This is a genomic window from Pseudomonas sp. UTLPPB19802 (assembly GCF_059730225.1).
In genome coordinates this window covers 1,305,288-1,329,028 of record NZ_AP048545.1, presented here as the reverse complement: position 1 = coordinate 1,329,028, position 23,741 = coordinate 1,305,288, and the positions used below count along the sequence as shown (strand labels likewise).

Annotated in this window: 20 protein-coding genes and 1 pseudogene; 14 read left to right on the top strand and 7 right to left on the bottom strand. The window is 63.0% G+C overall.

From position 1 onward, the window contains the following. Window positions 1-199 precede the first annotated feature (199 nt). The 3 genes from dgcA to AC6I6U_RS05980 form a co-directional block, all read right to left on the bottom strand. Complete coding sequence (gene dgcA, locus AC6I6U_RS05990) at window positions 200-2,260, bottom strand: dimethylglycine demethylation protein DgcA (protein WP_497881114.1); 2,061 nt, start codon at window positions 2,258-2,260, stop codon at window positions 200-202. Window positions 2,261-2,275: 15 nt separating this feature from the next. After that, window positions 2,276-2,806 (bottom strand): DUF5943 domain-containing protein, encoded by a 531-nt coding sequence (locus AC6I6U_RS05985; protein WP_497881113.1) that lies wholly within the window; start codon window positions 2,804-2,806, stop codon window positions 2,276-2,278. Between the two features lie 96 nt (window positions 2,807-2,902). Continuing rightward, on the bottom strand, window positions 2,903-3,880 hold the full coding sequence (locus AC6I6U_RS05980) for a dipeptidase (RefSeq protein ID WP_497881112.1): 978 nt from the start codon (window positions 3,878-3,880) through the stop codon (window positions 2,903-2,905). Between the two features lie 244 nt (window positions 3,881-4,124). Here AC6I6U_RS05980 and AC6I6U_RS05975 point away from each other — a divergent pair, with 244 nt between their 5' ends. From AC6I6U_RS05975 to AC6I6U_RS05960, 4 genes and pseudogenes are all read left to right on the top strand, one after another. Beyond that, window positions 4,125-4,526: a lysozyme inhibitor LprI family protein gene (locus AC6I6U_RS05975; protein ID WP_497881111.1), complete on the top strand. Its 402-nt coding sequence runs from the start codon at window positions 4,125-4,127 to the stop codon at window positions 4,524-4,526. A 158-nt stretch (window positions 4,527-4,684) separates the two neighbouring features. Further along, complete coding sequence (locus AC6I6U_RS05970) at window positions 4,685-5,461, top strand: bestrophin-like domain (protein WP_497881110.1); 777 nt, start codon at window positions 4,685-4,687, stop codon at window positions 5,459-5,461. 104 nt (window positions 5,462-5,565) lie between these two features. Further along, window positions 5,566-5,798: pseudogene (locus AC6I6U_RS05965) on the top strand (helix-turn-helix domain-containing protein); the annotation flags it as partial. Then, window positions 5,795-6,211: a DUF3010 family protein gene (locus tag AC6I6U_RS05960; protein ID WP_497881109.1), complete on the top strand. Its 417-nt coding sequence runs from the start codon at window positions 5,795-5,797 to the stop codon at window positions 6,209-6,211. The pseudogene AC6I6U_RS05965 and the gene AC6I6U_RS05960, both read left to right, overlap by 4 nt. A gap of 190 nt (window positions 6,212-6,401) precedes the next feature. On the opposite strand, the gene AC6I6U_RS05955 is transcribed toward AC6I6U_RS05960, so the two are convergent. Continuing rightward, complete coding sequence (locus tag AC6I6U_RS05955) at window positions 6,402-7,346, bottom strand: GlxA family transcriptional regulator (protein WP_497881108.1); 945 nt, start codon at window positions 7,344-7,346, stop codon at window positions 6,402-6,404. 194 nt (window positions 7,347-7,540) lie between these two features. Here AC6I6U_RS05955 and AC6I6U_RS05950 point away from each other — a divergent pair, with 194 nt between their 5' ends. The 5 genes from AC6I6U_RS05950 (at window position 7,541) to AC6I6U_RS05930 (ending at window position 11,914) form a co-directional block, all read left to right on the top strand. Further along, a complete protein-coding gene (locus tag AC6I6U_RS05950) occupies window positions 7,541-8,485 on the top strand; it encodes a choline ABC transporter substrate-binding protein (RefSeq protein WP_497881107.1) in 945 nt (314 codons plus the stop codon). Between the two features lie 75 nt (window positions 8,486-8,560). Beyond that, window positions 8,561-9,448 carry a 3-dehydrocarnitine:acetyl-CoA trimethylamine transferase CdhC gene (gene cdhC, locus AC6I6U_RS05945; protein WP_497881106.1) on the top strand — a complete coding sequence of 296 codons (888 nt, stop codon included), beginning with the start codon at window positions 8,561-8,563 and terminating at the stop codon, window positions 9,446-9,448. A 149-nt stretch (window positions 9,449-9,597) separates the two neighbouring features. After that, entirely contained in the window at window positions 9,598-10,563 is a 966-nt protein-coding gene (locus AC6I6U_RS05940; protein WP_497881105.1) for an L-carnitine dehydrogenase, read from the top strand. Between the two features lie 170 nt (window positions 10,564-10,733). Then, a complete protein-coding gene (locus AC6I6U_RS05935; RefSeq protein ID WP_497881104.1) occupies window positions 10,734-11,210 on the top strand; it encodes a thioesterase family protein in 477 nt (158 codons plus the stop codon). Window positions 11,211-11,650: 440 nt separating this feature from the next. Beyond that, window positions 11,651-11,914 (top strand): hypothetical protein, encoded by a 264-nt coding sequence (locus tag AC6I6U_RS05930; protein ID WP_497881103.1) that lies wholly within the window; start codon window positions 11,651-11,653, stop codon window positions 11,912-11,914. A 360-nt stretch (window positions 11,915-12,274) separates the two neighbouring features. On the opposite strand, the gene gbdR is transcribed toward AC6I6U_RS05930, so the two are convergent. Both gbdR and AC6I6U_RS05920 read right to left on the bottom strand, forming a co-directional pair. Beyond that, complete coding sequence (gene gbdR / locus AC6I6U_RS05925; protein ID WP_497881102.1) at window positions 12,275-13,378, bottom strand: choline metabolism transcriptional regulator GbdR; 1,104 nt, start codon at window positions 13,376-13,378, stop codon at window positions 12,275-12,277. 474 nt (window positions 13,379-13,852) lie between these two features. After that, complete coding sequence (locus tag AC6I6U_RS05920; RefSeq protein WP_497881101.1) at window positions 13,853-15,229, bottom strand: L-serine ammonia-lyase; 1,377 nt, start codon at window positions 15,227-15,229, stop codon at window positions 13,853-13,855. Between the two features lie 440 nt (window positions 15,230-15,669). Between AC6I6U_RS05920 and AC6I6U_RS05915 the strand changes: the two genes are divergently transcribed. From AC6I6U_RS05915 to choV, 3 genes are all read left to right on the top strand, one after another. Then, window positions 15,670-16,617 (top strand): choline ABC transporter substrate-binding protein, encoded by a 948-nt coding sequence (locus AC6I6U_RS05915; RefSeq protein WP_497881100.1) that lies wholly within the window; start codon window positions 15,670-15,672, stop codon window positions 16,615-16,617. A 69-nt stretch (window positions 16,618-16,686) separates the two neighbouring features. Next, window positions 16,687-17,532, top strand: a complete 846-nt coding sequence (gene choW, locus AC6I6U_RS05910; RefSeq protein WP_497881099.1) for a choline ABC transporter permease subunit — start codon at window positions 16,687-16,689, stop codon at window positions 17,530-17,532. After that, window positions 17,529-18,707, top strand: a complete 1,179-nt coding sequence (choV, locus tag AC6I6U_RS05905) for a choline ABC transporter ATP-binding protein (RefSeq protein WP_497881098.1) — start codon at window positions 17,529-17,531, stop codon at window positions 18,705-18,707. Before choW ends, choV begins: the two co-directional genes overlap by 4 nt. Window positions 18,708-18,973: 266 nt before the next feature. Here choV and AC6I6U_RS05900 read toward each other — a convergent pair whose 3' ends face one another. Then, window positions 18,974-20,926, bottom strand: coding sequence for a BCCT family transporter (locus AC6I6U_RS05900; RefSeq protein WP_497882993.1), 1,953 nt, complete (start codon window positions 20,924-20,926; stop codon window positions 18,974-18,976). A gap of 476 nt (window positions 20,927-21,402) precedes the next feature. On the opposite strand from AC6I6U_RS05900, the gene betI reads away from it, so the two are divergent. Beyond that, window positions 21,403-21,996 (top strand): transcriptional regulator BetI, encoded by a 594-nt coding sequence (betI, locus tag AC6I6U_RS05895; RefSeq protein WP_497881097.1) that lies wholly within the window; start codon window positions 21,403-21,405, stop codon window positions 21,994-21,996. Window positions 21,997-22,103: 107 nt separating this feature from the next. Next, window positions 22,104-23,573 carry a betaine-aldehyde dehydrogenase gene (gene betB / locus AC6I6U_RS05890; RefSeq protein ID WP_497881096.1) on the top strand — a complete coding sequence of 490 codons (1,470 nt, stop codon included), beginning with the start codon at window positions 22,104-22,106 and terminating at the stop codon, window positions 23,571-23,573. Window positions 23,574-23,741 lie beyond the last annotated feature (168 nt).

Sequence of the window (23,741 nt, the reverse complement as noted above, 5' to 3'; positions counted from 1 at the left end):
GTGGCGAGGGGGCTTGCCCCCGTTCGGCTGCGAAGCAGTCGTAACCCGGCCAACGCGGATGTTCTGACCAGACGCGTCGGCTGACCTGGGGCCGCTTCGCAGCCCAGCGGGGGCAAGCCCCCTCGCCACAAAAAGCCCCGTCACCACACAATCAATCTCTCATCACACAACAGGCCCCATCACCACAGGCGATGCACCATCAGAAATCCTTGCACAGACGCAGCGCGTCATAGATCGCCGCATGCGTGTTGCGCTGGGCCACGCAGTCACCGATCCGGAACAGCAGGTAGCCGTCGCCAGGCTGGCTCAGGCATGGCTGCGGCTGGATCGCGAACAGCGCCTCGACATCGATCTGGCCCTTGTTGCGCGAACCTTCCTTGAGCCCGTAGTAGAGGGCTTCGTCCGGCCGCACGCCGTTCTCCACCACCACCTGGTCGACCACCCGCTCTTCTTTCGCGCCGGTGTATTCGTTCTCCAGCACCGCCACCAGCTTGTCGCCCTCGCGATAGACCTTTTCCAGCATCATGTCGCCGGTCATGATCACTTCCTTGGGGTACATGCTGCGGTAGTAGGTCGGGAACGACGTACCGCCAATCGCCACGCCCGGCTTGATGTCGTCGGTGACGATCTCGACCTGGCTGCCCTTGTCGGCCAGGAAGTCGGCCACCGACATGCCGGTGAATTCGCAGATGGTGTCGTAGACCAGCACGTTCTTGCCCGGCGCCACCTTGCCATCGAGCACGTCCCAGCTGCTGACCACCAACCCTTCGGCGGCGCCCCAGTGTTCGTTCTGCTCCAGGTTCGGATGCCCGCCGACGGCCAGCACGACGATGTCCGGACGCAGGTCGAGAATGGTCGCCGCGTCGGCGGCGGTCCCCAGGCGCAGGTCGACCTTCAGTCGTGCCAGTTCCAGCTGGAACCAGCGGGTGATACCGGCGATCTGGTCACGCTGTGGCGCCTTGGCCGCCGTGGTGATCTGCCCGCCGATACTGTCCTTCTTCTCGAACACGGTCACGTCGTGACCCCGTTCGGCCGCCACGCGGGCGGCTTCCATGCCGGCCGGGCCGGCACCGACGATCACCACCTTGCGCCTGGGCCCGGTGGACTTCTCGATGATGTGCGGCACGCCCATGTATTCACGGGAGGTCGCGGCGTTCTGGATGCACAGCACGTCCAGGCCCTGGTACTGGCGGTCGATGCAGTAGTTGGCACCGACGCACTGCTTGATCTGGTCGACCTGGCCCATCTTGATCTTGGCGATCAGGTGCGGGTCGGCGATGTGCGCACGGGTCATGCCGACCATGTCCACGTAGCCACCTTCGAGGATCCGGGTGGCCTGGTTCGGGTCCTTGATGTTCTGCGCGTGCAGCACCGGCACCTTGACCACTTCCTTGATCCCGGCGGCCAGGTGCAGGAACGGCTCCGGCGGGTAACTCATGTTCGGGATGACGTTGGCCAGGGTGTTGTGGGTGTCGCAACCCGAGCCGACCACGCCGATGAAATCGAGCATGCCGGTGTCGTCGTAGTACTTGGCGATCTGCTTCATGTCCTCGTGGGACAGGCCGTCCGGGTGGAACTCGTCACCGCAGATACGCATGCCGACGCAGAAGTCGTCACCGACTTCCTTGCGCACGGCCTTGAGCACTTCCAGGCCGAACTTCATCCGGCCCTCGAAGCTGCCGCCCCATTCGTCGGTACGCTTGTTGACCCGCGGGCTCCAGAACTGGTCGATCATGTGCTGGTGCACGGCGGACAGTTCGACGCCGTCCAGGCCGCCTTCCTTCGCCCGGCGCGCAGCCTGGGCGTAGTTGCCGATCACCCGCCAGATCTCTTCCGGCTCGATGGTCTTGCAGGTGGCACGGTGTACCGGCTCACGCACGCCCGAGGGCGACATCAGGGTCGGCCAGTGGTAGCCGTCCCAGCGCGAGCGCCGGCCCATGTGGGTAATCTGGATCATGATCTTGGCGCCATGCTTGTGCATGGCATCGGCCAGATTCTGGAAATGCGGGATGATACGGTCGGTGGACAGGTTCACCGAACTCCACCACTGCTGCGGGCTGTCGATGGCGACCACCGACGAACCGCCGCAGATCGCCAGGCCGATACCACCCTTGGCCTTTTCCTCGTAGTACTTCACGTAGCGGTCGGTGGTCATCCCGCCGTCGGTGGCATACACCTCGGCGTGGGCGGTACTGAGCACACGGTTGCGGATGGTCAGCTTGCCGATCTGAATCGGCTGGAACATAGCTTCGAATGCCATGGTGCGATCCTCGACTTACAGCGGCTTGACGGTGAACAGGCCATCGTCGTGGCCTTCTTCGGAACCGCCATAGACCTGCTCGGCCACAGTGCGGATCTGGCTGCCACGGGCAGCGAGGATCTGGTCCATGGCACCGGCGAACCAGCCGGTGAACATGTAGTCGACCTTGCGGCCGACCTTGCCGTAGACATAGACGAACGCCGAGTGCTCGAGCTTGACGCTGGCGGTGCCCTTGTCGAGGTCGATGTCCTGGATCTTGAACAGGCCCCAGCCACGCTGGGACAGGCGCTTCATGTAATGCTCGAACACCGCGACGCCTTCCAGGCCGTGGCATTCGGCTTCCTTTTCGCACCAGTGCCAGGCGGACTTGTAGCCGGCCTTGTAGAGGATTTCGGCATAGGCCTCGGCGCCCAGCACTTCTTCGATGCCGATGTGGTTGTTGACGAAGAAATGGCGTGGCACGTAGAGCATCGGCAACGCATCGCTGGTCCAGACACCGGTTTCGCTGTCGACTTCGATAGGCAGTTGCGGGGCGATTTTAGCCATGGGAAACACTCCAGAATTCATTGTTTGCGGCTGGCCGCGTACGCCCTGCGCGACCGGCGCGCAGGGGAGGAAATCAGCAAAAGGGGGTGGTCGGGGTTATTCGCCCCAGACCTCCTTGAGGACGTTGACCCAGTTCTCGCCCATGATCTTGCGCACCACGCGCTCACTGTGACCGCGCTTGAGCAGGGTCTCGGTGAGGTTGGGGAACTCGCCCACGGTGCGGATGCCCAGCGGGTTGATGATCTTGCCGAAGCTGGTCAGGCGGCGGGCGTAGCCCTTGTCGTGGGTCAGGTACTCGAAGAAGTCCTGGCCGTGGCCCTGGGTGAAGTCGGTACCGATACCGATGGCGTCTTCGCCGACGATGTTCATCACGTACTCGATGGCCTCGGCGTAGTCGTCGATGGTCGAGTCGATGCCCTTGGCCAGGAACGGCGCGAACATGGTCACGCCGACGAAACCGCCATGGTCGGCGATGAACTTCAGCTCTTCATCGGACTTGTTGCGCGGGTGTTCCTTCAGGCCCGAAGGCAGGCAGTGGGAATAGGTCACCGGCTTCTTCGACTCGAGGATGACTTCCTCGCTGGTCTTGGAACCGACGTGGGACAGGTCGCACATGATGCCGACGCGGTTCATCTCGGCGACGATCTCGCGGCCGAAGCCCGACAGGCCGCCGTCACGCTCGTAGCAGCCGGTACCGACCAGGTTCTGGGTGTTGTAGCACATCTGCACGATGCCCACGCCGAGCTGCTTGAAGATCTCCACGTAGCCGATCTGGTCCTCGAAGGCATGGGCGTTCTGGAAACCGAACAGAATGCCGGTCTTGCCCAGTTCCTTGGCCTTGCGGATGTCGGCGGTGGTGCGCACCGGCATCACCAGGTCGCTGTTCTCGCGGATCAGCTTCTGGCTGGCGGCGATGCTGTTGACGGTCGCCTGGAAGCCCTCCCAGACCGACACAGTGCAGTTGGCAGCGGTCAGCCCCCCCTTGCGCATGTCCTCGAACAGTTCGCGGTTCCATTTGGCAATGATCAGCCCGTCGATAACGATGCTGTCGGCGTGCAATTCGGCTGGGCTCATCAGGCGTCCCCTTTATTGGCAATTCACGCGCCGAATCGTCTGCCGGCGCTTTGGAGCCAGCATATGCCCAGGGCTTGTCGGAGCCGGGTGCAAAAACGACAGGGGAATTGCCGAAAGCGTCAATCCGCGACAAAGGGCGTCAAGACGGTAGGCTTAAGCACTTAGCGTGGTACGACTATTCTTTGCATTCGGCTTGAGACAGAATTGCCGTTTACCGTTCTCCTACCAGCTTCAGGACGCCGTGATGAAATCGATTTTCCTGGCCTTGGCCCTTGTCAGCGTGGTTGTTCATGCGGCCGAAGACACCGACAACTCGCCGTGCGACGCGGTTGCGGACGACCAGCAGACCCTGGAATGCGCCACCTACAACAAGAACACCGCCGATCAGTTGCTCAAGGACAACTTCCAGGCGCTGCTGGATCGGGTGACGTCGCAATACGCGAGCAAGAAAGCCGAGCAGACCGACATCACCGCCCGTCTGCAAAAGGCCCAGCAGCTCTGGACCCAGTCGCGCGACGCCGACTGTGCCATCGCGCCGCTGCCGGCCAAGATCGGCAGCAAGCAGTACAACATCGACCTGAACGACTGCCTGGCGAGCAAGAGCGACGAGCGCTCCGAGTTCCTCGAATCGCTGCTGCAGGAATGACGCAAACGGGCATCGACAGGTCGCTGCCCCGCGCCGGCTGGCCGTTTGCGGCCGGCACCTTGACAAGGCCGACGACGAAACTTAACTGAATAGGCAGCAACTCACGTCCTGAAACGGCTGTACAGGCGAGTCGATCACGATAATCAGAGGATTTTCGTATGCACTCACTCTCAGCCATTCCGCTGTATGCCCTGCTTATTTTCGGCGCCATCGTGCTGTTCATCGAGATCGGCCGGCGGGTCGGTGCCCGTCACTTGTCCGCCGACCCCGAGGGTGCACGCACCGGCATCGGCGCCATCGAGGGCGCGGTGTTCGGCCTGCTGGCGCTGCTGATCGCCTTCACCTTCTCCGGCGCGGCCACGCGCATGGACACCCGGCGCACGCTGATCGTCGAGGAAACCAACGCCATGGGCACCGCCTGGCTACGCCTCGACCTGCTGCCCCCGGCCAGCCAGCCGGCGCTGCGCCAGGCCTTTCGCGATTACCTGGACGCGCGCATCGCCTATTACCGCGACCTGAGCGACGTCGACCTGGCCAGCCAGGAAAGTGCCAGGGCCAACGCCCTGCAACTGGACATCTGGAAGCAGTCGATCGCCGGTTTGCAGCAAATGCCGACGCCGAACCTGGGTGTCAGCCTGTTGCAGGCGCTCAATGCGATGATCGACATCACCACCACTCGCAGCGTGGCCCTGGAGACCCACCCACCGCTGATCATCTACCTGATGCTGATCGCCCTGACCCAGGTCAGCGCGCTGTTCATCGGCTACGGCATGGCCGGCAGCGCCCGGCACAACTGGCTGCACATCCTCGGCTATGCACTGGTGCTGGTCTGCGTGCTCTACGTGATCCTCGATTTCGAGTTCCCAAGGCTGGGCATCATCCGGGTCGATCACTTCGACAAGATCATGCTGGACTTGCGTAAAAGCATGGATTGACCGGCTCGCGCTCAAGGCAACATCAAGCAAACCTTATCGTGTTGTCGGCTGGAGAAAATATAAGCAAACATTCGTTTTCTTATAAAAAGACTTATATTTCTCCATTGACACGATTCGTCGACGGCGCGACCCCGATCAGGGCGTGGCGTGAATACCTGGACCTGACGCAGGGTGAAGTCCCCACGCGCATGGGCCTCTCGCAACCGGCTTATGCCCAGCAGGAAGCCGTGGCCAAGCCGCGCAAGGCGACACGCGAAAAATTGCCTCGGCATTCGGCATCAAGGCAGGCCAACTGGAACTCCGATCCTCCAGCCCCACTACCCAAGGACTCAAATGACTATCTGCGGTATCGAAATAAAGGGCAGCGAAGCCATCTTCGCGCTCGCCGGCCTGCAGGGCGCGAGCCCGGAACACTTGGCTGTCACCACCAAAAAGCTTGGCCTGGACGACGATGAGGACGCGGCCTGCGTCAAGGCGTTCGCGGCGCAGTTGCGGGCGTTTGTCGAGGCCAACGGCATCACGCGGATCGCGATCAAGAAACGCAGCAAGAAAGGCGAATTCGCCGGTGGGCCGATCACGTTCAAGATCGAAGGCATGCTGCAGTTGCTGGACAACTGCGAGGTCACGCTGCTGTCGCCGCAGACCGTCAATGCCCAGCACAAGAAGCACGGCTTCGAGTTGCCGGCGACACTGAACAAGTACCAGCACGAGGCCTACAAGACGGCCTGTGCGGCGCTTTTGAAGAAGTAATACCCGAGGCCTGGAACACCGAACACCCATGTGGCGAGCGGGCTCGTCGGACCGCCGCGCTGGGTTGCGCAGCAGCTCCAAGCCGTCCCCGCGTTCTTTCAGGAGTACCCGGTCTGCTGATTTTGGGGCCGTTTCACGGCCCAGCGCGGGCGAGCCCGCTCGCCACAGTGCGGTGCACCGGTTCCCGCGGCTAGGCCTTGAGCGCCCTGCGGTCTTCGCGCGGGCACTGGGCAAACCGGGCCCGGTAGCTGCGGGTGAAGTACGACGGTGATTCGAAGCCGCTGGCGATACTCACTTCCAGCACGCTCATGTCGGTCTGGCGCAGCAACTGGCGGGCTTTCTCCAGGCGCAGGCCAAGGTAGAAGTTGCTCGGGGTGTCCTTGAGATAAAGGCGAAACAGCCGCTCCAACTGGCGCCGCGTCACCTTGATCGACTGCGCCAGTTCCAGCGTGCTCAGCGGCGGCTCCATGTGCTGCTCCATCTCGCCGACCACCTGCACCAGCTTCTTGTTGCTGATGCCATAGCGCGTGGCGACCTGCATGCGCTGGTGGTCCTTGCGCGGGCGGATGCGCCCGAGCACGAACTGCTCCGACACCTGGATCGCCAGTTCCGGGCCATGGGCCTGGCCGATCAGGTCGAGCATCATGTCGATCGAGGCCGTGCCGCCCGCGCAGGTGATGCGCCGACGGTCGATCTCGAACAGCTCCTGGGTCACTTCCAGCTGTGGATAAGATTCCTTGAACGCTTCCAGCGCCTCCCAGTGCAATGTCACCCGATGCCCCTCGAGCAGACCGGCCTCGGCCAGCACCACGCTGCCGGTGTCGATACCACCGAGGGTGACACCCTCGCCGTCCAGGCGACGCAACCAGTGTTCCAGTGCCGGAGTGACGAACTTCAACGGTTCAAAGCCGGCGACCACCAACAGCGTCGCACCTTTCTTCAACGGTTCCAGCGTGGCATCGGCGTTGACCGACATGCCGTTGCTCGCCAGCACCGCCCCGCCGTCCGCGCTCAGCACATGCCAGCGATACAGCTCGCCACGGAAGCGATTGGCCACGCGCAGCGGCTCGATCGCCGAGATGAAGCCCATCGCCGAGAAACCCGGCATCAACAAGAAGTAGAGATCCTGGGACATGGAGCGCACTCGCAAGACGGGTAGCGTTGTCGCTGTGATACGCCAGTTCGTCTGTCGCGGCAATAGCGCTGGTCGCCGCTGTGCAAGAGTCGGTCGCCGTAGTGCGTTTTCAGATAACTCAAGCTGAGTAACTTGAGCATCACCGGCGCACCAGACGCCGGAACCGACAATAACGACCTGCCGAGGATACCCGCATGAAACGACTGATCAGCCGCTGTGCACTCGCACTCACCGGCGCCGCGCTCCTGAGTACCAGCGTGATGGCCGCCGACCAGGCCTCCTGTCAGAACGTCCGCCTCGGCGTGGTCAACTGGACCGACGTGATCGCCACCAGCGCCATGAGCCAGGTGCTGCTCGAAGGTCTCGGCTACCAGGTCAAGCAGACCAGCGCTTCCCAGCAGATCATCTTCGCCGGCATCCGCGACCAACGCCTGGACCTGTTTCTTGGCTACTGGAACCCGCTGATGACCCAGACCATCACCCCGTTCGTCGACGCCAGGCAAGTCAAGGTCCTGGCCGAACCCAGCCTCAAGGATGCCCGCGCGACCCTGGCGGTACCGACCTACCTGGCCGACAAGGGCCTGAAGAGCTTCGCCGACATCGCCAGGTTCGAGAAGGAACTGGGCGGCAAGATCTACGGCATCGAACCGGGCTCGGGTGCCAATACCCAGATCAAGGCGATGATCGCCAAGAACCAGTTCGGCCTCGGCAAGTTCCAACTGGTGGAGTCCAGCGAGGCCGGCATGCTCGCCGCCGTCGACCGTGCCGTACGCCGCAAGGAAGCCGTGGTGTTCTTCGGCTGGGCGCCGCACCCGATGAACGTCAACGTGCAGATGACCTACCTCACCGGCAGCGAGGACGCCCTGGGCCCGAATGAAGGCATGGCGACGGTATGGACCGTCACCTCGCCGACCTACGCCGAGCAGTGCCCGAACATCAACCGGCTGCTGACGAACCTGACCTTCAGCGCCGCCGACGAGAGCCGGATGATGCAGCCACTGCTCGACCACAAGGACGCCCTCGAATCGGCCCGCCAATGGCTCAAGGACCACCCGCAGGACCAGGCCCGCTGGCTGCAGGGCGTGACCACTTTCGATGGCCGCCCGGCCGCCGCGAACCTGCAACTGACCAGCCAGTAGACCCAAGCCGACCATCTCCCCCGCAGCCGCTGCCGGCTGCGGTGTGAACCACCACGCCTGTAAGGAACCTGCACCATGAACCACGACGTCATCATCACCTGCGCACTCACCGGTGCGGGCGACACCACCGCCAAGAGCCCGCATGTGCCGGTCACGCCCAGGCAGATCGCCGCCGCAGCGGTCGAGGCGGCCAAGGCCGGCGCCACCGTGGTGCACTGCCACGTGCGTAATCCCGAGACCGGCAAGTTCAGCCGCGACGTGGCGCTGTACCGCGAAGTGATGGAGCGCATCCGCGAGGCGGACGTCGACATCATCGTCAACCTCACTGCCGGCATGGGCGGTGATCTGGAGATCGGCCCAGGCGAAACCCCGACCGAGTTCGGCCCCAACACCGACCTGGTGGGCCCGCTGACCCGCCTGGCCCATGTCGAGGAACTGCTGCCGGAGATCTGCACCCTGGATTGCGGCACCCTCAACTTCGGCGATGGCGACACCATCTACGTCTCTACCCCGGCGCAATTGCGTGCCGGCGCCAAGCGCATCCAGGAACTGGGGGTAAAGGCCGAGCTGGAGATTTTCGACACCGGCCACCTGTGGTTCGCCAAGCAGATGATGAAGGAAGGCCTGCTGGACGACCCGCTGTTCCAGCTGTGCCTGGGCATCCCGTGGGGCGCCCCGGCCGACACTACCACCATGAAGGCCATGGTCGACAACCTGCCGGCGGGCGCGGTCTGGGCCGGCTTCGGTATCGGCCGCATGCAGATGCCGATGGCCGCGCAAGCGGTGCTGCTGGGTGGCAACGTGCGGGTCGGCCTGGAAGACAACCTGTGGCTGGACAAGGGCGTGTTGGCGACCAACGGCCAACTGGTGGAACGGGCCACGGAAATCCTCAGTCGCTTGGGCGCCCGTGTCCTGACCCCGGCCGAAGGGCGGGTGAAGATGGGCCTGACCCGGCGCGGCTGAGCCACCGAATCCAACTGTAGCCGTGGGCGCCGGCTTGCTGGCGATAGCGGCCACATGAACACCCTCAATGTATGGGATGGCCGCCTTCGACGGATCGCCAGCAAGCCGGCTCCCACACAGGTAACCGCGTACTTCTTCAGGAATTCGTCATGAGCTTTATCACTGAAATCAAAACCTTCGCCGCCCTCGGCAGCGGTGTCATCGGCAGTGGCTGGGTCGCCCGTGCCCTCGCCCACGGTCTGGACGTGGTGGCCTGGGACCCGGCGCCCGGTGCCGAGGCGGCCCTGCGCAAGCGTATCGCCAACGCCTGGGGCGCCCTGGAAAAACAGGGCCTGGCGCCTGGCGCTGCCCAGGACCGGCTGCGTTTCGTCGCGACCATCGAGGAATGCGTGAAAGACGCCGACTTCATCCAGGAAAGCGCCCCCGAGCGCCTGGAGCTGAAACTCGAGCTGCACGCCAAGATCAGCGCCGCCGCCAAGCCCGACGCGCTGATCGGCTCCAGCACCTCGGGCCTGCTGCCCAGCGAGTTCTACGAAGGCGCCACCCACCCGGAACGTTGCGTGGTCGGCCACCCGTTCAACCCGGTGTACCTGCTGCCGCTGGTGGAAGTGGTCGGCGGCCAGCAGACCGCGCCCGAAGCCGTGCAGGCGGCGATCAGGGTCTATGAGTCGCTGGGCATGCGTCCGCTGCATGTGCGCAAGGAAGTCCCCGGTTTCATCGCCGACCGCCTGCTCGAAGCGCTGTGGCGCGAGGCGCTGCACCTGGTCAACGATGGTGTCGCCAGCACCGGCGAGATCGACGATGCGATCCGTTTTGGCGCCGGGTTGCGCTGGTCGTTCATGGGCACTTTCCTGACCTACACGCTGGCCGGAGGCGACGCCGGCATGCGCCACTTCATGGCCCAGTTCGGCCCGGCGCTACAACTGCCGTGGACCTATCTGCCGGCGCCGGAATTGACCGACAAACTGATCGACGATGTGGTCGAAGGCACCCGCGAGCAGTTGGGCAGCCACAGCATCTCTGCGCTGGAGCGCTATCGTGATGACTGCCTGCTGGCGGTGCTGGAGGCGGTGAAGAACACCAAGGCCAAGCACGGCATGAGTTTCAGCGAGTAAGTTTCTGCGGGGCTCGGAGGGCCCCTTCGCGGGCAAGCCCGGCTCCTACAGGAGTGGCGTCGTACATGAGTTCTGCGTACGCCTAGATCCCTGTAGGAGCCGGGCTTGCCCGCGAAAGCGCCCGTCCTGACAACACCCACTGCGATCCATCCACATTCGGGAGCCTGCACATGCCCCACCTCACCACCTACACCACCACCGTCATCCCCGACTGGGTCGACTACAACGGTCACCTGCGCGACGCGTTCTACCTGCTGATCTTCAGCTATGCCACCGATGCCCTGATGGATCACCTGGGCCTCGATAGCGACAACCGAGAAGCCACCGGCAGTTCGCTGTTCACACTCGAATTGCACCTGAATTACCTGCACGAGGTGAAGCTCGGCGCCCAGGTCGAGGTGCATACCCGGATCATCGCCCATGACGCCAAGCGCCTGCACCTCTACCAAAGCCTGCACCTGGCGGACGGCGACAAGGAGCTGGCCGGCAACGAGCAGATGCTGCTCCACGTCGACCTCGCCGGCCCACGCGCGGCGCCCTTCAGCGAAGCCGTGCTGGAACGCCTGCAGGCCCTGCTTGAGGAACAGGCCGACCTGCCCCTGCCCGAGTACATCGGCCGAGTGATCGGGCTGCCAGGCAAGCAATAACCTCGCAACGACCAAGGCGCTCACCGAGAACACCGTCGCCGCTTTTGCCAGCTACCGCAGTTATCCACCGATCGGTGCCCTGGCCGCCATGCAACCGCTGGCGGATCGGGTCCGAGTGAGCTGGGCCGATGGCCGGGCGGCGCTCCGCTTGCTGGCGACCAGCGGAGACGTGCGCCCACAGGCAAACAGCAGGCAAAAAAAACCCCGATCAAGCCGTGACAGGACCGAGGCGAGAGAGTGTCTTCAGCAGTGGCGTCGAGAAGGTGACCAAACCGTCGACGAGCCCAACTGGACGCCAGTTTGCCCATTCGCCCAGCCCCCGACTTTGCCGAAAACGACATGTTCATAGGCATCTATGACATGACGACAATCTGTTCTTGCCGACACCCCGATGGCCTACCAGAATCGAGACACGAACAGCCCTGAATAGGAAAAGCGCCATGATGTACGCAGATCTGATTGACCAGGAAGACCTGTTGGGCCAACTCAAATCCCTTGGCGTGCAAGTACCCGGCGGCGTCACCGCCGAGCAGGCCTGCGAACATGCGGTACGCGGCCTGGACGACGCACGCGCCTATGCGCTGCGCAAGATGGTCAAGGAGATGTACACCAGCAGCGCGACGATCCTGCCGGCCGTGCGCCAGGCCATCGACAAGCAGTTGCTGCCGGCGCTGGCCGAATACCAGCAGCAAAAACGCGCCTGACCCACCCAGTGGCGAGTGGGCTTGCCCACGCTGGGGCGCGCAGCGGCCCTGGAGCCAGGCACTGCGGTGCATCAGGCAGAATGGCGGCGACGGGTTTCACGGCTGCCCTGCAGCCGAACGCGGGCAAGCCCGCTCGCCACATTGCCAGTCAGCCAGAACAGAGCTTCGCTCACCCTCAACAACCGCTCTAGAGCCACCCTGTGGCGAGTGGGCTTGCCCACGCTGGGGCGCGCAGCGGCCCTGGAACCAGGCACTGCGGTGCATCAGGCAGAATGGCGGCGACGGGTTTCACGGCTGCCCTGCAGCCGAGCGCGGGCAAGCCCGCTCTCCACAGGGGTAAGCTCGTCTTAACCGATTTCGTTAGAGACGCACGCTGGCAAAGGTCGACTCGTTGCGCGCCTGGCTCAAGGCCGACATCGGCCCTGACAGCGGGGCCAGGACCAAGGCCTGCGGGATCGGCATCATCGCCACCTGCTGCGCGGTGTTGGAGCCAACGCGCTCGTCACGCGGCGGAATGCCGAAGTACTCGCGGTAGCACTTGGAGAAGTGCGGCGTCGAAACGAAGCCGCAGACCGAAGCCACTTCGATGATCGACATCGGCGTCTGCTTGAGCAGTTGCCGTGCACGGATCAGCCGCAGCTTGAGGTAGTAGCGCGACGGCGAGCAGTGCAGGTATTTCTGGAACAGCCGCTCCAACTGCCGACGGGACACGGAAACGTAGACCGCCAGTTCATCGAGGTCGATCGGCTCTTCCAGGTTGGCTTCCATCAGCGCGACGATTTCCTGCAACTTCGGCTGGTTGGTGCCGAGCATGTGCTTGAGCGGCACGCGCTGGTGATCCTGTTCGTTGCGGATGCGTTCATAGACGAACATCTCGGAGATCGCCGCCGACAGCTCGCGGCCATGATCACGGCTGATCAGGTGCAGCATCATGTCCAGTGGCGCGGTGCCGCCGGAGCTGGTGAAGCGGTTACGGTCGAGGGTGAACAGGCGGGTGCTCATGGCCACCCGCGGGAAGGCTTCCTGCATCGCCGCCAGGCATTCCCAGTGCACACTGCAATCGAAGCCGTCGAGCAGGCCGGCACAGGCCAGCGCCCAACTGCCGGTGCACACCGCGCCCAGGCGGCGCGACTGGCGGGCCTGGCTCTGCAGCCAGGAGACATGTTCACGGGTGACGGTGCGCTGGATGCCGATGCCACCGCAGACAATCACGGTGTCCATCGCAGGGGCTTTGTGCATCGCGGCGTCAGGCGTGATCTGCAGGCCGTCACTGGCCCAGACCTGTCCGCCATCGACGCTCAGGGTGGTCCAGCGATACAGCTCCCGACCGGACAACTGGTTGGCCATGCGCAGCGGTTCCACTGCGGAGGCCAGGGAAATGAGCGTGAAATTATCCAGCAGCAGGAAGCCGATGGATTGAGGCGCACGGTTCTGAGGCTGAGCCCCGGAGTTGAACGACGTCATCGCGATATCTCCTCACACAAAGCGGGTTATGGCCTCAGGCGGAGGCTCTTGTTATTGCCCTAGTTCCCTGTGGGAAAAGGCGCTTTGTAATGACAGAGCAATTGCCATGCCTAAGTTTGAATGTCTATTCAATAACTCCTGAAAACGACATGCCAGCGTGTCTGCATAGCCCTTGCCGGGAGTATGGATTAAGGGGCTGGGAAACTGATGCAGGTGGCGGGCTCCACGGATGTGAGCAGATCGGTAGCACTTGTGTTTCGGGCGAGGGGAGCGCCGCGCGCGAGTGTCACCACAAGCACGCGAAAGGTATTTGAGAAGCGTTGCCGACAAGGCTGACGGCAACGGCCCAGTTATCTGTTTGCGACGCGCCAAAAGGTGGCGCGAGGGGTGATGAGTGGGCGATTAGTGCACAGCTCTCGGTCTGTGGAGAGCCGACGAATCCTGCCCGCACAGATTGGACGGCCCGCTAAAAGATCAGCACTCCACCGCGCTGACCGCCAACCCGCCGCGCGAAGTTTCCTTGTACTTGTCATGCATGTCGGCCCCGGTATCGCGCATGGTGCGGATCACCCGGTCGAGGGAAATGAAGTGCTGGCCATCGCCGCGCAGGGCCATCTGCGCGGCGTTGATCGCCTTCACCGCGGCAATCGCGTTGCGCTCGATGCACGGTACCTGGACCAGCCCGCCGACCGGGTCGCAGGTCAGGCCGAGGTTGTGCTCCAGGCCGATCTCGGCGGCGTTGCACAATTGTTCCGGGCTCGCTCCGAGAATCTCGGCCAGCCCGGCGGCAGCCATCGCGCAGGCCGAACCGACCTCGCCCTGGCAGCCGACTTCGGCACCGGAGATCGAAGCGTTTTTCTTGCACAGGATGCCGACCGCCGCCGCACCGAGGAAGAAGTCGACGACGTTGGCGTCGGTCACCGCCTCGCTGAACTTCATGAAGTAGTGCAGCACTGCGGGGATGATCCCCGCCGCGCCATTGGTCGGCGCCGTCACCATGCGCCCGCCGGCGGCGTTCTCTTCGTTGACGGCCAGGGCGAACAGGTTGACCCACTCCATGGCACTCAGGGTCGAGCCGATCACGTTCGGCTTGTTCAGTTCCTGCAGGCTGCGGTGCAGCTTGGCCGCGCGCCGCCGGACGTTCAGCCCGCCTGGCAAAATGCCCTCATGCTGCAGGCCATGCTCGACGCACTCCTGCATCGCCCGCCAGAGCCTCATCAACCCGGCGCGGATCTCGTCTTCCGAACGCCAGACACGCTCGTTGGCCATCATCAGTTCGGCCACGCGCAGATTGTGCTTGCGGCACAGCTCGAGCAGTTCGACCGCACTGGAGAAATCATAGGGCAGCACGGTGCTGTCCATGTCCGCCACGCCGCTGGACGCCTGCGCCTCGTCGACGACAAAACCACCACCGACCGAATAGTAGGTGTCGCGATGCAGCTCACCGTCATCGCCGAACACCACCAGGGTCATGGCATTGGGGTGGAACGGCAGGTTCTCTTCGAGCAGCAGCATGTCCCGCGACCAGACAAAAGGCACCGGCAGGCGGTTGTCGAGCAGCAGCGTGTCGGTTTCGCGCAGGGTGGCGATGCGCAGGCCGATCTGCGACGGGTCGATCGCGTCCGGCCATTCGCCCATCAGGCCCATGATCACCGCCGTGTCGCTGCCGTGGCCGATGCCGGTGGCCGACAGCGATCCGTAGAGCTGCACCTCGACCCGCCGGACCTGCTCCAGCAGGCCGCGCTCACGCAGCCCCTGCACGAACAACGCCGCCGCCCGCATGGGCCCCACGGTGTGAGAACTGGAGGGGCCGATGCCGATCTTGAACAGGTCAAACACGCTGATTGCCATGACTGCGAAGTCCTCTGGATGCGGGAACCGGGCGGCCAGGCACCCGGTGGCGGGACTGCTACGCTGAGGTCGCGATCCGCCGGTATGAAAGCATCATCAGCCTTTTGAAATTGCCTTCGACGTCTCGCACCGACGCAATCTTGTCCAACAACGCCAGACGCCGCCAAGAGGCTTTTTTCGCTGCTTTTTTGCGTTCACAGGACAGAAAAAACCGATGAAAAGTCTGTAAGCGACCTCATCGACACTGGATGCGACCCCCCCTGTACTGGATACGACGCACCCGGTAGGCGACATTTTCAGGCTGGTACATGATCAATCCCGACTCGATTGCAAGGCACAGGGGTAGAGCTGTCCTCGACGCCTCCAACCGCAACAGAACAATTAAGCGCAATCGTCCCTTTGGACACTGCCAAGAAAAAAACTGATAGGAGTCTACCCCGATGAAAGGTTCCCCCTCGTTGTTGTGGGCCGCGATGCTGAGTCTCCCCCTGCTGGCCCAGGCCGCAGAGCCGGCACAATGCAGCACCGTGAACTTCTCGGATGTCGGCTGGACCGACATTACCGCCACCACGGCGACCACCAGCGTCGTCCTTGACGCACTCGGCTACAAGACCAAGACCACGATGATTTCCGTGCCGGTGACCTACAAGTCGCTGGCCGATGGCAAGAACATGGACGTGTTCCTCGGCAACTGGATGCCGACCATGGAAAACGACATCAAGGCCTACCGCGATGCCGGCACCGTGGACACCGTGCGCACCAACCTCAAGGGCGCCAAGTACACCCTCGCCGTTCCCCAGGCGCTGTATGACAAGGGCTTGCACGATTTCGCCGACATCGCCAAGTTCAAGAAGGAACTGGACGGCAAGATCTACGGCATCGAACCTGGCAACGATGGCAACCGCCTGATCCAGAGCATGATCGACAAGAACGCCTTCGGCCTGAAGGACGCCGGTTTCAAGGTGGTCGAGTCCAGCGAGGCCGGGATGCTCTCGCAAGTCGATCGTGCGCAGAAACGCGACACCGCCGTGGTCTTCCTCGGCTGGGCGCCGCACCCGATGAACAAGCGCTTCAAGATCCAGTACCTGACCGGCGGCGACGACTTCTTCGGCCCGGACTTCGGTGCCGCCACCGTCCTGACCAACACCCGCAAGGGCTATGTGCAGGAATGCAGCAACGTCGGCCAACTGCTGAAGAACCTGGAGTTCACCGTCGACATGGAGAGCTCGCTGATGGGCAACATCCTCGACGACAAGATGAAACCTGAAGCCGCGGCCAAGGCCTGGCTGCAGAAAAACCCGCAGGTACTCGATACCTGGCTGGCTGGCGTGACCACCATTGACGGAAAACCCGGCCTGGAAGCCGTGAAAGCCAAGCTCGCGCAATAACCGCCGCGACCGGGCGGGCCCGCCCGCCTGGTCTGGCATTTATTTCCCTGCATGTGGACGTTCGATACCATGCTGACTGAACACAAGATACCCCTGGGCCAGTACATCGCAGCCTTCGTCGATTGGTTGACCAAACACGGTGCCAACTACTTCGATGCAATCGCTTCGACACTGGAAACGATGATCCACGGCGTGACGTTCGCGCTGGCCTGGTTCAATCCGCTGGCATTGATTGCGTTGATCGCGCTGATCGCCCACCTGATTCAGCGCAAATGGGGCCTGACCGCCTTCGTGGTCGCTTCCTTCCTGCTGATCCTCAATCTGGGCTACTGGCAGGAAACCATGGAGACCCTCGCCCAGGTGATGTTCGCCACCCTGGTCTGCGTGATCATCGGCGTGCCGCTGGGCATCGTCGCCGCGCACAAGCCGGTGTTCTATACCCTGATGCGCCCGGTCCTCGACCTGATGCAGACGGTACCGACCTTCGTGTACCTGATCCCTACCCTGACCCTGTTCGGCCTGGGCGTGGTCCCCGGACTGATCTCAACCGTGGTGTTCGCCATCGCCGCGCCGATTCGCCTCACCTACCTGGGTATCCAGGACGTACCGCAGGAACTGATGGACGCCGGCAAGGCCTTCGGCTGCTCGCGTCGCCAGTTGCTCGCCCGAATTGAACTGCCCCATGCCATGCCGAGCATCGCCGCCGGCATCACCCAGTGCATCATGCTGTCGTTGTCGATGGTGGTGATCGCCGCGCTCGTCGGCGCCGATGGGCTGGGCAAACCCGTGGTCAACGCACTGAACACCGCCGATATCGCCCTGGGCTTCGAAGCCGGCCTGGCGATCGTGTTGCTGGCAATCATGCTCGACCGCATCTGCAAACAACCCGACGCACAGGTTAAGGGGGACGCATGAGCATCATCCGCTTCGACAAGGTAGACGTTATCTTCTCCAAGAACCCGCGCGAGGCACTCGCGTTGCTGGACAAGGGCCTCAAGCGGGAAGAAATCCTCAAGAAGACCGGCCAGATCGTCGGCGTCGAGAACGCCAGCCTGGAAATCGAGAAAGGCGAGATCTGCGTGCTGATGGGCCTTTCCGGCTCCGGCAAATCCAGCCTGCTGCGCTGCATCAACGGCTTGAATACCGTCAGCCGCGGCCAGCTGTTCGTCGAGCATGAAGGCCGGCAGATCGATATTGCCTCCTGCACGCCCGCCGAACTGAAGATGATGCGCACCCAGCGCATCGCCATGGTGTTCCAGAAGTTCGCCCTGATGCCCTGGCTGACGGTGCGCGAAAACATCAGCTTCGGCCTGGAGATGCAGGGGCGCCCGGAAAAGGAACGACGCAAGCTGGTGGACGAGAAGCTCGAACTGGTGGGCCTGGCGCAATGGCGCAACAAGAAGCCCGACGAACTCTCCGGCGGCATGCAGCAACGGGTCGGCCTGGCCCGCGCACTGGCGATGGACGCCGATATTCTGCTGATGGACGAACCCTTCTCGGCCCTCGACCCGCTGATCCGCCAGGGCCTGCAGGACGAGTTGCTGACCTTGCAGAACAAGCTGGCGAAAACCATCGTGTTCGTCAGCCACGACCTCGATGAGGCACTGAAGCTCGGCAGTCGCATCGCGATCATGAAGGACGGTCGGATCATCCAGTACAGCAAGCCCGAGGACATCGTGCTGAACCCGGCGGATGACTATGTGCGCACCTTCGTCGCCCATACCAACCCGCTCAACGTCCTTTGTGGCCGCAGCCTGATGCGCAGCCTGGACAACTGCAAGCGCGTCAACGGTTCGGTGTGCATCGATCCGGGTGGCGACTCGTGGATCGACCTGGCCGAAGGCAACACGATCAAGGGGGCCCGCCAGAACGGTTCCAGCCTGAACCTGCAGAGCTGGGTCCAGGGCCAGGCGGTGGAAAGCCTGGGGCGCAGCCCGACCCTGGTGGACTCCAACATCGGCATGCGCGACGCCTTGCAGATCCGCTACCAGACCGGCAACAAGCTGGTGCTGCACGACAACAACAAGGTGGTGGGAATACTCGGCGACAGCGAGCTGTATCACGCGTTGCTGGGCAAGAACCTGGGCTAAAGCAGAAACAAGAACGCCGCGAGACTCTCGCGGCGTTTTCGTTTACGGCTTTCACTTGTAGCAAGGAGCTGGTTCACCCAGTGGCGAGGGGGCTTGCCCCCGCTGGGCCGCAAGGCGGCCCCAAAACCGGTAATCGCGCAGTATCAGTTAGAACGCGGCAACCGATTTTACGACTGCTTCGCAGCCGAGCGGGGGCAAGCCCCCTCGCCACAGGGAACCTGCCAGCTCTTGAGGAAAGGGCGGTACAACGAATGCACCGCCAAACCTCAGCTGTAGACCCGGCCCAAGAGCTGCCGATGGCTTTCGAACTGATCGAGCACATCACGGGTGATCTGCTCCCGGGTGAAGCCCATCAGGTCGTACTCCTGGCTGCCGTTGTGCAGGTACACCTCGGCGCGGTAGTAACGGGCGCGCACTTCGCTCTCGGCACCCTCGACCTGGGCCGATTCGCTCGGTGCCGCCAGGTAGCCGTCCAGGCTCACTTCGTAGACGAAGGGATTGCCCTCCTCCATTTCCACCCGCAGGCCGATCAGGCTCTTGGACTTGCCCAGCTGCGTCTGCACCGTCAGACCCAGGTTGCGCAGTTGCTCCGCCGCCTCTTCCAGCGCCGGGCTGACCTGCTTATCCATGTAGCGCTGGACGATCGCCTGGGTCGGTTGCAGGTCCAGCAGGCTCAGGCGCTCGCTGAAACCGCGACGGCCGCGGGCCGCCAGCTCGGCCTGTTCGTCTTCGATCTGCACGTCCTGGCGCATGGCCTTGTGCAGGCCGAACATGAAGAACACCAGCACCACCGAGAACGGCAGCCCCGCCAGCACCACCATGGTCTGCATGGCTTCGAAGTTACCGGCGAACAGCAAACCGATGGTCACCAGGGTGATCACCACCGACCAGAAGATCCGCAGCCAGTGCGGGGCGTCCTCGTCAACCTGGCCACCGGTGCACGACAAGTTGGCCATCATCACCGCACCGGAGTCGGCCGGCGTCAGGAACAGCACGAAACCGACGAAGATCGACACACCGATCACCACCTTGGCCGCCGGGTAGAAGTCCAGCAACTGGTAGATCGCCATCGACGGCTGTTCCAGTGCGGTCTTGCCCAGTTCCGCGGCTCCGTGGTTCATCACCAGGTCCAGGGCCGAGTTGCCGAAGATCGACAGCCACGCCAGGGTGAAGCCCAACGGGATCAGCAGCACGCCAGCGACCAGTTCACGCACGGTACGGCCACGGGAAATACGTGCGATGAACATGCCCACGAATGGCGCCCAGGAAATCCACCAGGCCCAGTAGAACAGGGTCCACAGGCCCAGCCAGCGATCGGATTTCTCGGCGTTGTTTTCATAGACGTAGAGGTCGAAGGTCTTCAACACCACGCCATTGAGGTAGTCGCCGATGTTCTGCACGAAGCCGTTGAGCAGGTGCAGGGTCGGCCCGAACAGCAGCACGAAGATCAGCAGGCCGCTGAACAGCACGATGTTCAGGTTGGACAGGCGGCGAATGCCGTTTTCCACACCCGACACGGCGGCGATGGTCGCCACGGTGCTCATGACGATGATCACGATCAGCAGGTTGGTGTTGCTGTGCTCCATGCCGAACAGGTTTTCCAGGCCGGAAGACACCTGCATCGCGCCGATACCCAGGTTGGTCACCAGGCCCAGCAGGGTAACGAACATGCCGAAGCCGTCCACCGCGTGCCCGGCCGCGCCCTTGACCCAGCGCTCACCGGCCAGCGGGTACAACGCCGAGCGCAGCGCCAGCGGCTGGTTGTGCCGGTAGGCGAAGTACGCCACCGCCAGGCCCACCAACGCATAGATCGCCCAACCGTGCAGGCCCCAGTGCAGGAACGTCAGTTGCAGCGCCTGGCGTGCAGCCTCGTTGCTGCCGGGCGTGCCCTGTGGCGGGTTGAAGAAGTGATCCAGCGGCTCGGACGCACCGAAGTACAGCAGCGAGATACCGATCCCCGAGGAGAACAGCATGCCCGCCCAGGCGCCGTAGCTGAAATCCGGGGTGTCCTGCTTGGTACCCAGTTTCAGCTTGCCGTAGGAGGAAAACGCCAGCCCGATGACGAACACCAGGTAGGCGGCAATCACCACCATGTAGTACCAGCCAAAGCTGCGCGAGAGCCAGGACTGGGCCACGCCGAGCATTTTGCCGGCCTCTTGCGGGGCGATGATCAGGATGGCGGTCAGCAGCAGTATCAGCGCGGTCGAGGTGTAGAACACCCAACCGTTGACCCGCACCTTTTCGGCGGGGGTCTTTATAAGAGAGGCAGAACTCATTGCACAGATGCTCCAGGCAGTGCGAGAGAAAGACACAAGGCAACACGGGACCCGACCAATCGGTTAGTTGGCAGCCGACCAGCGGGTGATATAAAGACACCCCGAAAAACTCGAACGTGCGTGGATTGCGCCTGAACCGGTGCGCCAGGACCTTGTGCAAGACGTTGCCGTGCTGCCGGTGCCTTTCGTGCCTGTTCGCAATGTCCATCCTGGCCTGCGCAGAGTGTCTGCCCCGCAGGTTCGGTGTTTTTTCGGAGGTCGTTTTTCCGTCAGCCGCACGTAGGAAAAACCTGTAGGCAGCGACGATTTGTCGCAGATCTTATTCTTTGTTGATTGAACGTTCAATCAAAACAAAATAGACTGGTCCACATACCGGTAGCCGTTTCACGTCTGCCGGAGGGCCTAAGGAGAGATGCACGATGCCCAAGGTCGGTATGCAACCCATCCGCCGCCAGCAATTGATCGAAGCCACCCTGACGGCGGTCGATCAGGTCGGAATGGGGGACGCCAGCATTGCGCTGATTGCCCGTCTGGCCGGTGTCTCGAATGGCATCATCAGTCATTACTTTCAGGACAAGAACGGCCTGATCGCTGCCACGATGCAGTACCTGATGAATGTCCTCACCGAGAATGTCGCCACGCGCCGCCAGGCGCTGGCAGATGACAGCCCACGGGCGCATCTGCAGGTGATCATCGAAGGCAACTTCGACGCCAGCCAGGTCAATGGCCCTGCAATGAAAACCTGGCTGGCCTTCTGGGCCGCCAGCATGCACCACCCGTCTTTGCACAGGTTGCAGCGGATCAACGATCACCGCCTGTATTCCAACCTGTGCTACCAGTTCCGTCGCGTCCTGCCGGCATCCACGGCACGCAGCGCGGCAAGGGGACTGGCAGCGTTGATCGACGGTTTGTGGTTGCGCGGCGCGTTGTCGGGAGACGCTTTCGACACCGCACAAGCGCAACGGATTGCTTACGAATACATGGATTTGCAATTGGCGAAACAGGAGCGCTAGAGCACAGAGAACCGCTCGGCCCCTGAACGACTGCCAATCGGCGTTGCCAGAGTTTCATGGCACGTCCGGCGGTTAACGCCCACCACTCATGCACTTGCGAGGACACTATGGCCCGTTTCGAACTGCAAAAACTCTACATTGACGGCGGCTACACCGATGCTGGCAGCGATGCCACCTTCGATGCCATCAACCCGGCTAACGGTGAAGTTCTCGCCCAAGTGCAGCGTGCGACGAAGGAAGACGTCGAGCGCGCCGTGGTCAGTGCCGAAAAGGGCCAGAAGATCTGGGCCGCCATGACCGCCATGGAGCGCTCGCGCATCCTGCGTCGCGCCGTGGAAATCCTCCGTGAGCGCAACGACGAACTGGCCGCGCTGGAAACCCTGGACACCGGCAAGGCCTACTCCGAAACCCGTTATGTCGACATCGTCACCGGTGCCGACGTGCTCGAATACTACGCGGGCCTGGTCCCGGCGATCGAAGGCGAGCAGATTCCGCTGCGCACCACGTCGTTCGTCTACACCCGCCGCGAGCCGCTGGGCGTGGTCGCCGGTATCGGCGCGTGGAACTACCCGATCCAGATCGCCCTGTGGAAATCCGCACCGGCCCTGGCTGCCGGCAACGCGATGATCTTCAAGCCGAGCGAAGTCACTTCGCTGACCACCCTGAAGCTGGCCGAGATCTACACCGAAGCCGGCCTGCCTGCCGGTGTGTTCAACGTCCTGACCGGCAGCGGCCGTGAAGTCGGCACCTGGCTGACCGAGCACCCGCGCATCGAGAAAGTCTCCTTCACCGGCGGCACCGACACCGGCAAGAAGGTCATGGCCAGCGCCTCGAGCTCGTCGCTCAAGGACGTGACCATGGAGCTGGGCGGCAAGTCGCCACTGATCATCTTCGACGACGCCGACCTGGATCGCGCCGCCGACACCGCGATGATGGCCAACTTCTACAGCTCCGGCCAGGTCTGCACCAACGGCACCCGCGTGTTCGTCCCGAGCAGCCTGAAAGCCGCCTTCGAAGCCAAAATCGCCGAGCGCGTGGCGCGCATCCGTGTCGGCAACCCGGAAGACGAGAACACCAACTTCGGTCCGCTGGTCAGCTTTGCCCACATGGAAAGCGTGCTGGGCTACATCGCCAAGGGCAAGGAAGAAGGTGCCCGCCTACTGTGCGGCGGCGAGCGCCTGGGCGGCGAATTCGCCAACGGTGCCTACGTGGCGCCAACCGTGTTCACCGACTGCACCGACGACATGACCATCGTCCGTGAAGAAATCTTCGGCCCGGTGATGAGCATCCTCACCTACGAGACCGAGGAAGAAGTGATCCGTCGTGCCAACGACACCGACTTCGGCCTGGCCGCTGGCCTGGTGACCCGCGACCTGAACCGCGCCCACCGCGTGATTCACCAGCTCGAAGCCGGCATCTGCTGGATCAACGCCTGGGGCGAGTCCGACGCGAAGATGCCGGTCGGTGGCTACAAGCAGTCGGGCGTTGGCCGTGAGAACGGCATCAGCTCGCTGAACAACTTCACTCGCATCAAATCGGTTCAGGTCGAGCTGGGCGACTACGCCTCGGTGTTCTAAACCCGAGCCCTGTATTGCCCGCGAGGCCGTCTTCGCGGGCAAGCCCTGCTCCTACAGGATCGTGGCGTACACATGATTGAAGTACGCCGCCACTCTGTAGGAGCAGGGCTTGCCCGCGAACAGGTGCATCACACCCGCAACGGCCCTATCTGACCCACTTCAACAGAG

What these genes read in the sequence shown, in the direction of transcription:
- AC6I6U_RS05930 (WP_497881103.1), top strand. Translation starts at nt 11,651, where the DNA reads ATGATGTACGCAGATCTGATTGACCAGGAAGACCTGTTGGGCCAACTC.
- AC6I6U_RS05955 (WP_497881108.1), bottom strand. Translation starts at nt 7,346, where the DNA reads ATGTCCCAGGATCTCTACTTCTTGTTGATGCCGGGTTTCTCGGCGATG.
- dgcA (WP_497881114.1), bottom strand. Translation starts at nt 2,260, where the DNA reads ATGGCATTCGAAGCTATGTTCCAGCCGATTCAGATCGGCAAGCTGACC.
- AC6I6U_RS05960 (WP_497881109.1), top strand. Translation starts at nt 5,795, where the DNA reads ATGACTATCTGCGGTATCGAAATAAAGGGCAGCGAAGCCATCTTCGCG.
- AC6I6U_RS05980 (WP_497881112.1), bottom strand. Translation starts at nt 3,880, where the DNA reads ATGAGCCCAGCCGAATTGCACGCCGACAGCATCGTTATCGACGGGCTG.
- AC6I6U_RS05915 (WP_497881100.1), top strand. Translation starts at nt 15,670, where the DNA reads ATGAAAGGTTCCCCCTCGTTGTTGTGGGCCGCGATGCTGAGTCTCCCC.
- betI (WP_497881097.1), top strand. Translation starts at nt 21,403, where the DNA reads ATGCCCAAGGTCGGTATGCAACCCATCCGCCGCCAGCAATTGATCGAA.
- cdhC (WP_497881106.1), top strand. Translation starts at nt 8,561, where the DNA reads ATGAACCACGACGTCATCATCACCTGCGCACTCACCGGTGCGGGCGAC.
- AC6I6U_RS05950 (WP_497881107.1), top strand. Translation starts at nt 7,541, where the DNA reads ATGAAACGACTGATCAGCCGCTGTGCACTCGCACTCACCGGCGCCGCG.
- AC6I6U_RS05940 (WP_497881105.1), top strand. Translation starts at nt 9,598, where the DNA reads ATGAGCTTTATCACTGAAATCAAAACCTTCGCCGCCCTCGGCAGCGGT.
- choW (WP_497881099.1), top strand. Translation starts at nt 16,687, where the DNA reads ATGCTGACTGAACACAAGATACCCCTGGGCCAGTACATCGCAGCCTTC.
- choV (WP_497881098.1), top strand. Translation starts at nt 17,529, where the DNA reads ATGAGCATCATCCGCTTCGACAAGGTAGACGTTATCTTCTCCAAGAAC.
- gbdR (WP_497881102.1), bottom strand. Translation starts at nt 13,378, where the DNA reads ATGACGTCGTTCAACTCCGGGGCTCAGCCTCAGAACCGTGCGCCTCAA.
- AC6I6U_RS05985 (WP_497881113.1), bottom strand. Translation starts at nt 2,806, where the DNA reads ATGGCTAAAATCGCCCCGCAACTGCCTATCGAAGTCGACAGCGAAACC.
- AC6I6U_RS05970 (WP_497881110.1), top strand. Translation starts at nt 4,685, where the DNA reads ATGCACTCACTCTCAGCCATTCCGCTGTATGCCCTGCTTATTTTCGGC.
- AC6I6U_RS05935 (WP_497881104.1), top strand. Translation starts at nt 10,734, where the DNA reads ATGCCCCACCTCACCACCTACACCACCACCGTCATCCCCGACTGGGTC.
- AC6I6U_RS05975 (WP_497881111.1), top strand. Translation starts at nt 4,125, where the DNA reads ATGAAATCGATTTTCCTGGCCTTGGCCCTTGTCAGCGTGGTTGTTCAT.
- AC6I6U_RS05920 (WP_497881101.1), bottom strand. Translation starts at nt 15,229, where the DNA reads ATGGCAATCAGCGTGTTTGACCTGTTCAAGATCGGCATCGGCCCCTCC.
- betB (WP_497881096.1), top strand. Translation starts at nt 22,104, where the DNA reads ATGGCCCGTTTCGAACTGCAAAAACTCTACATTGACGGCGGCTACACC.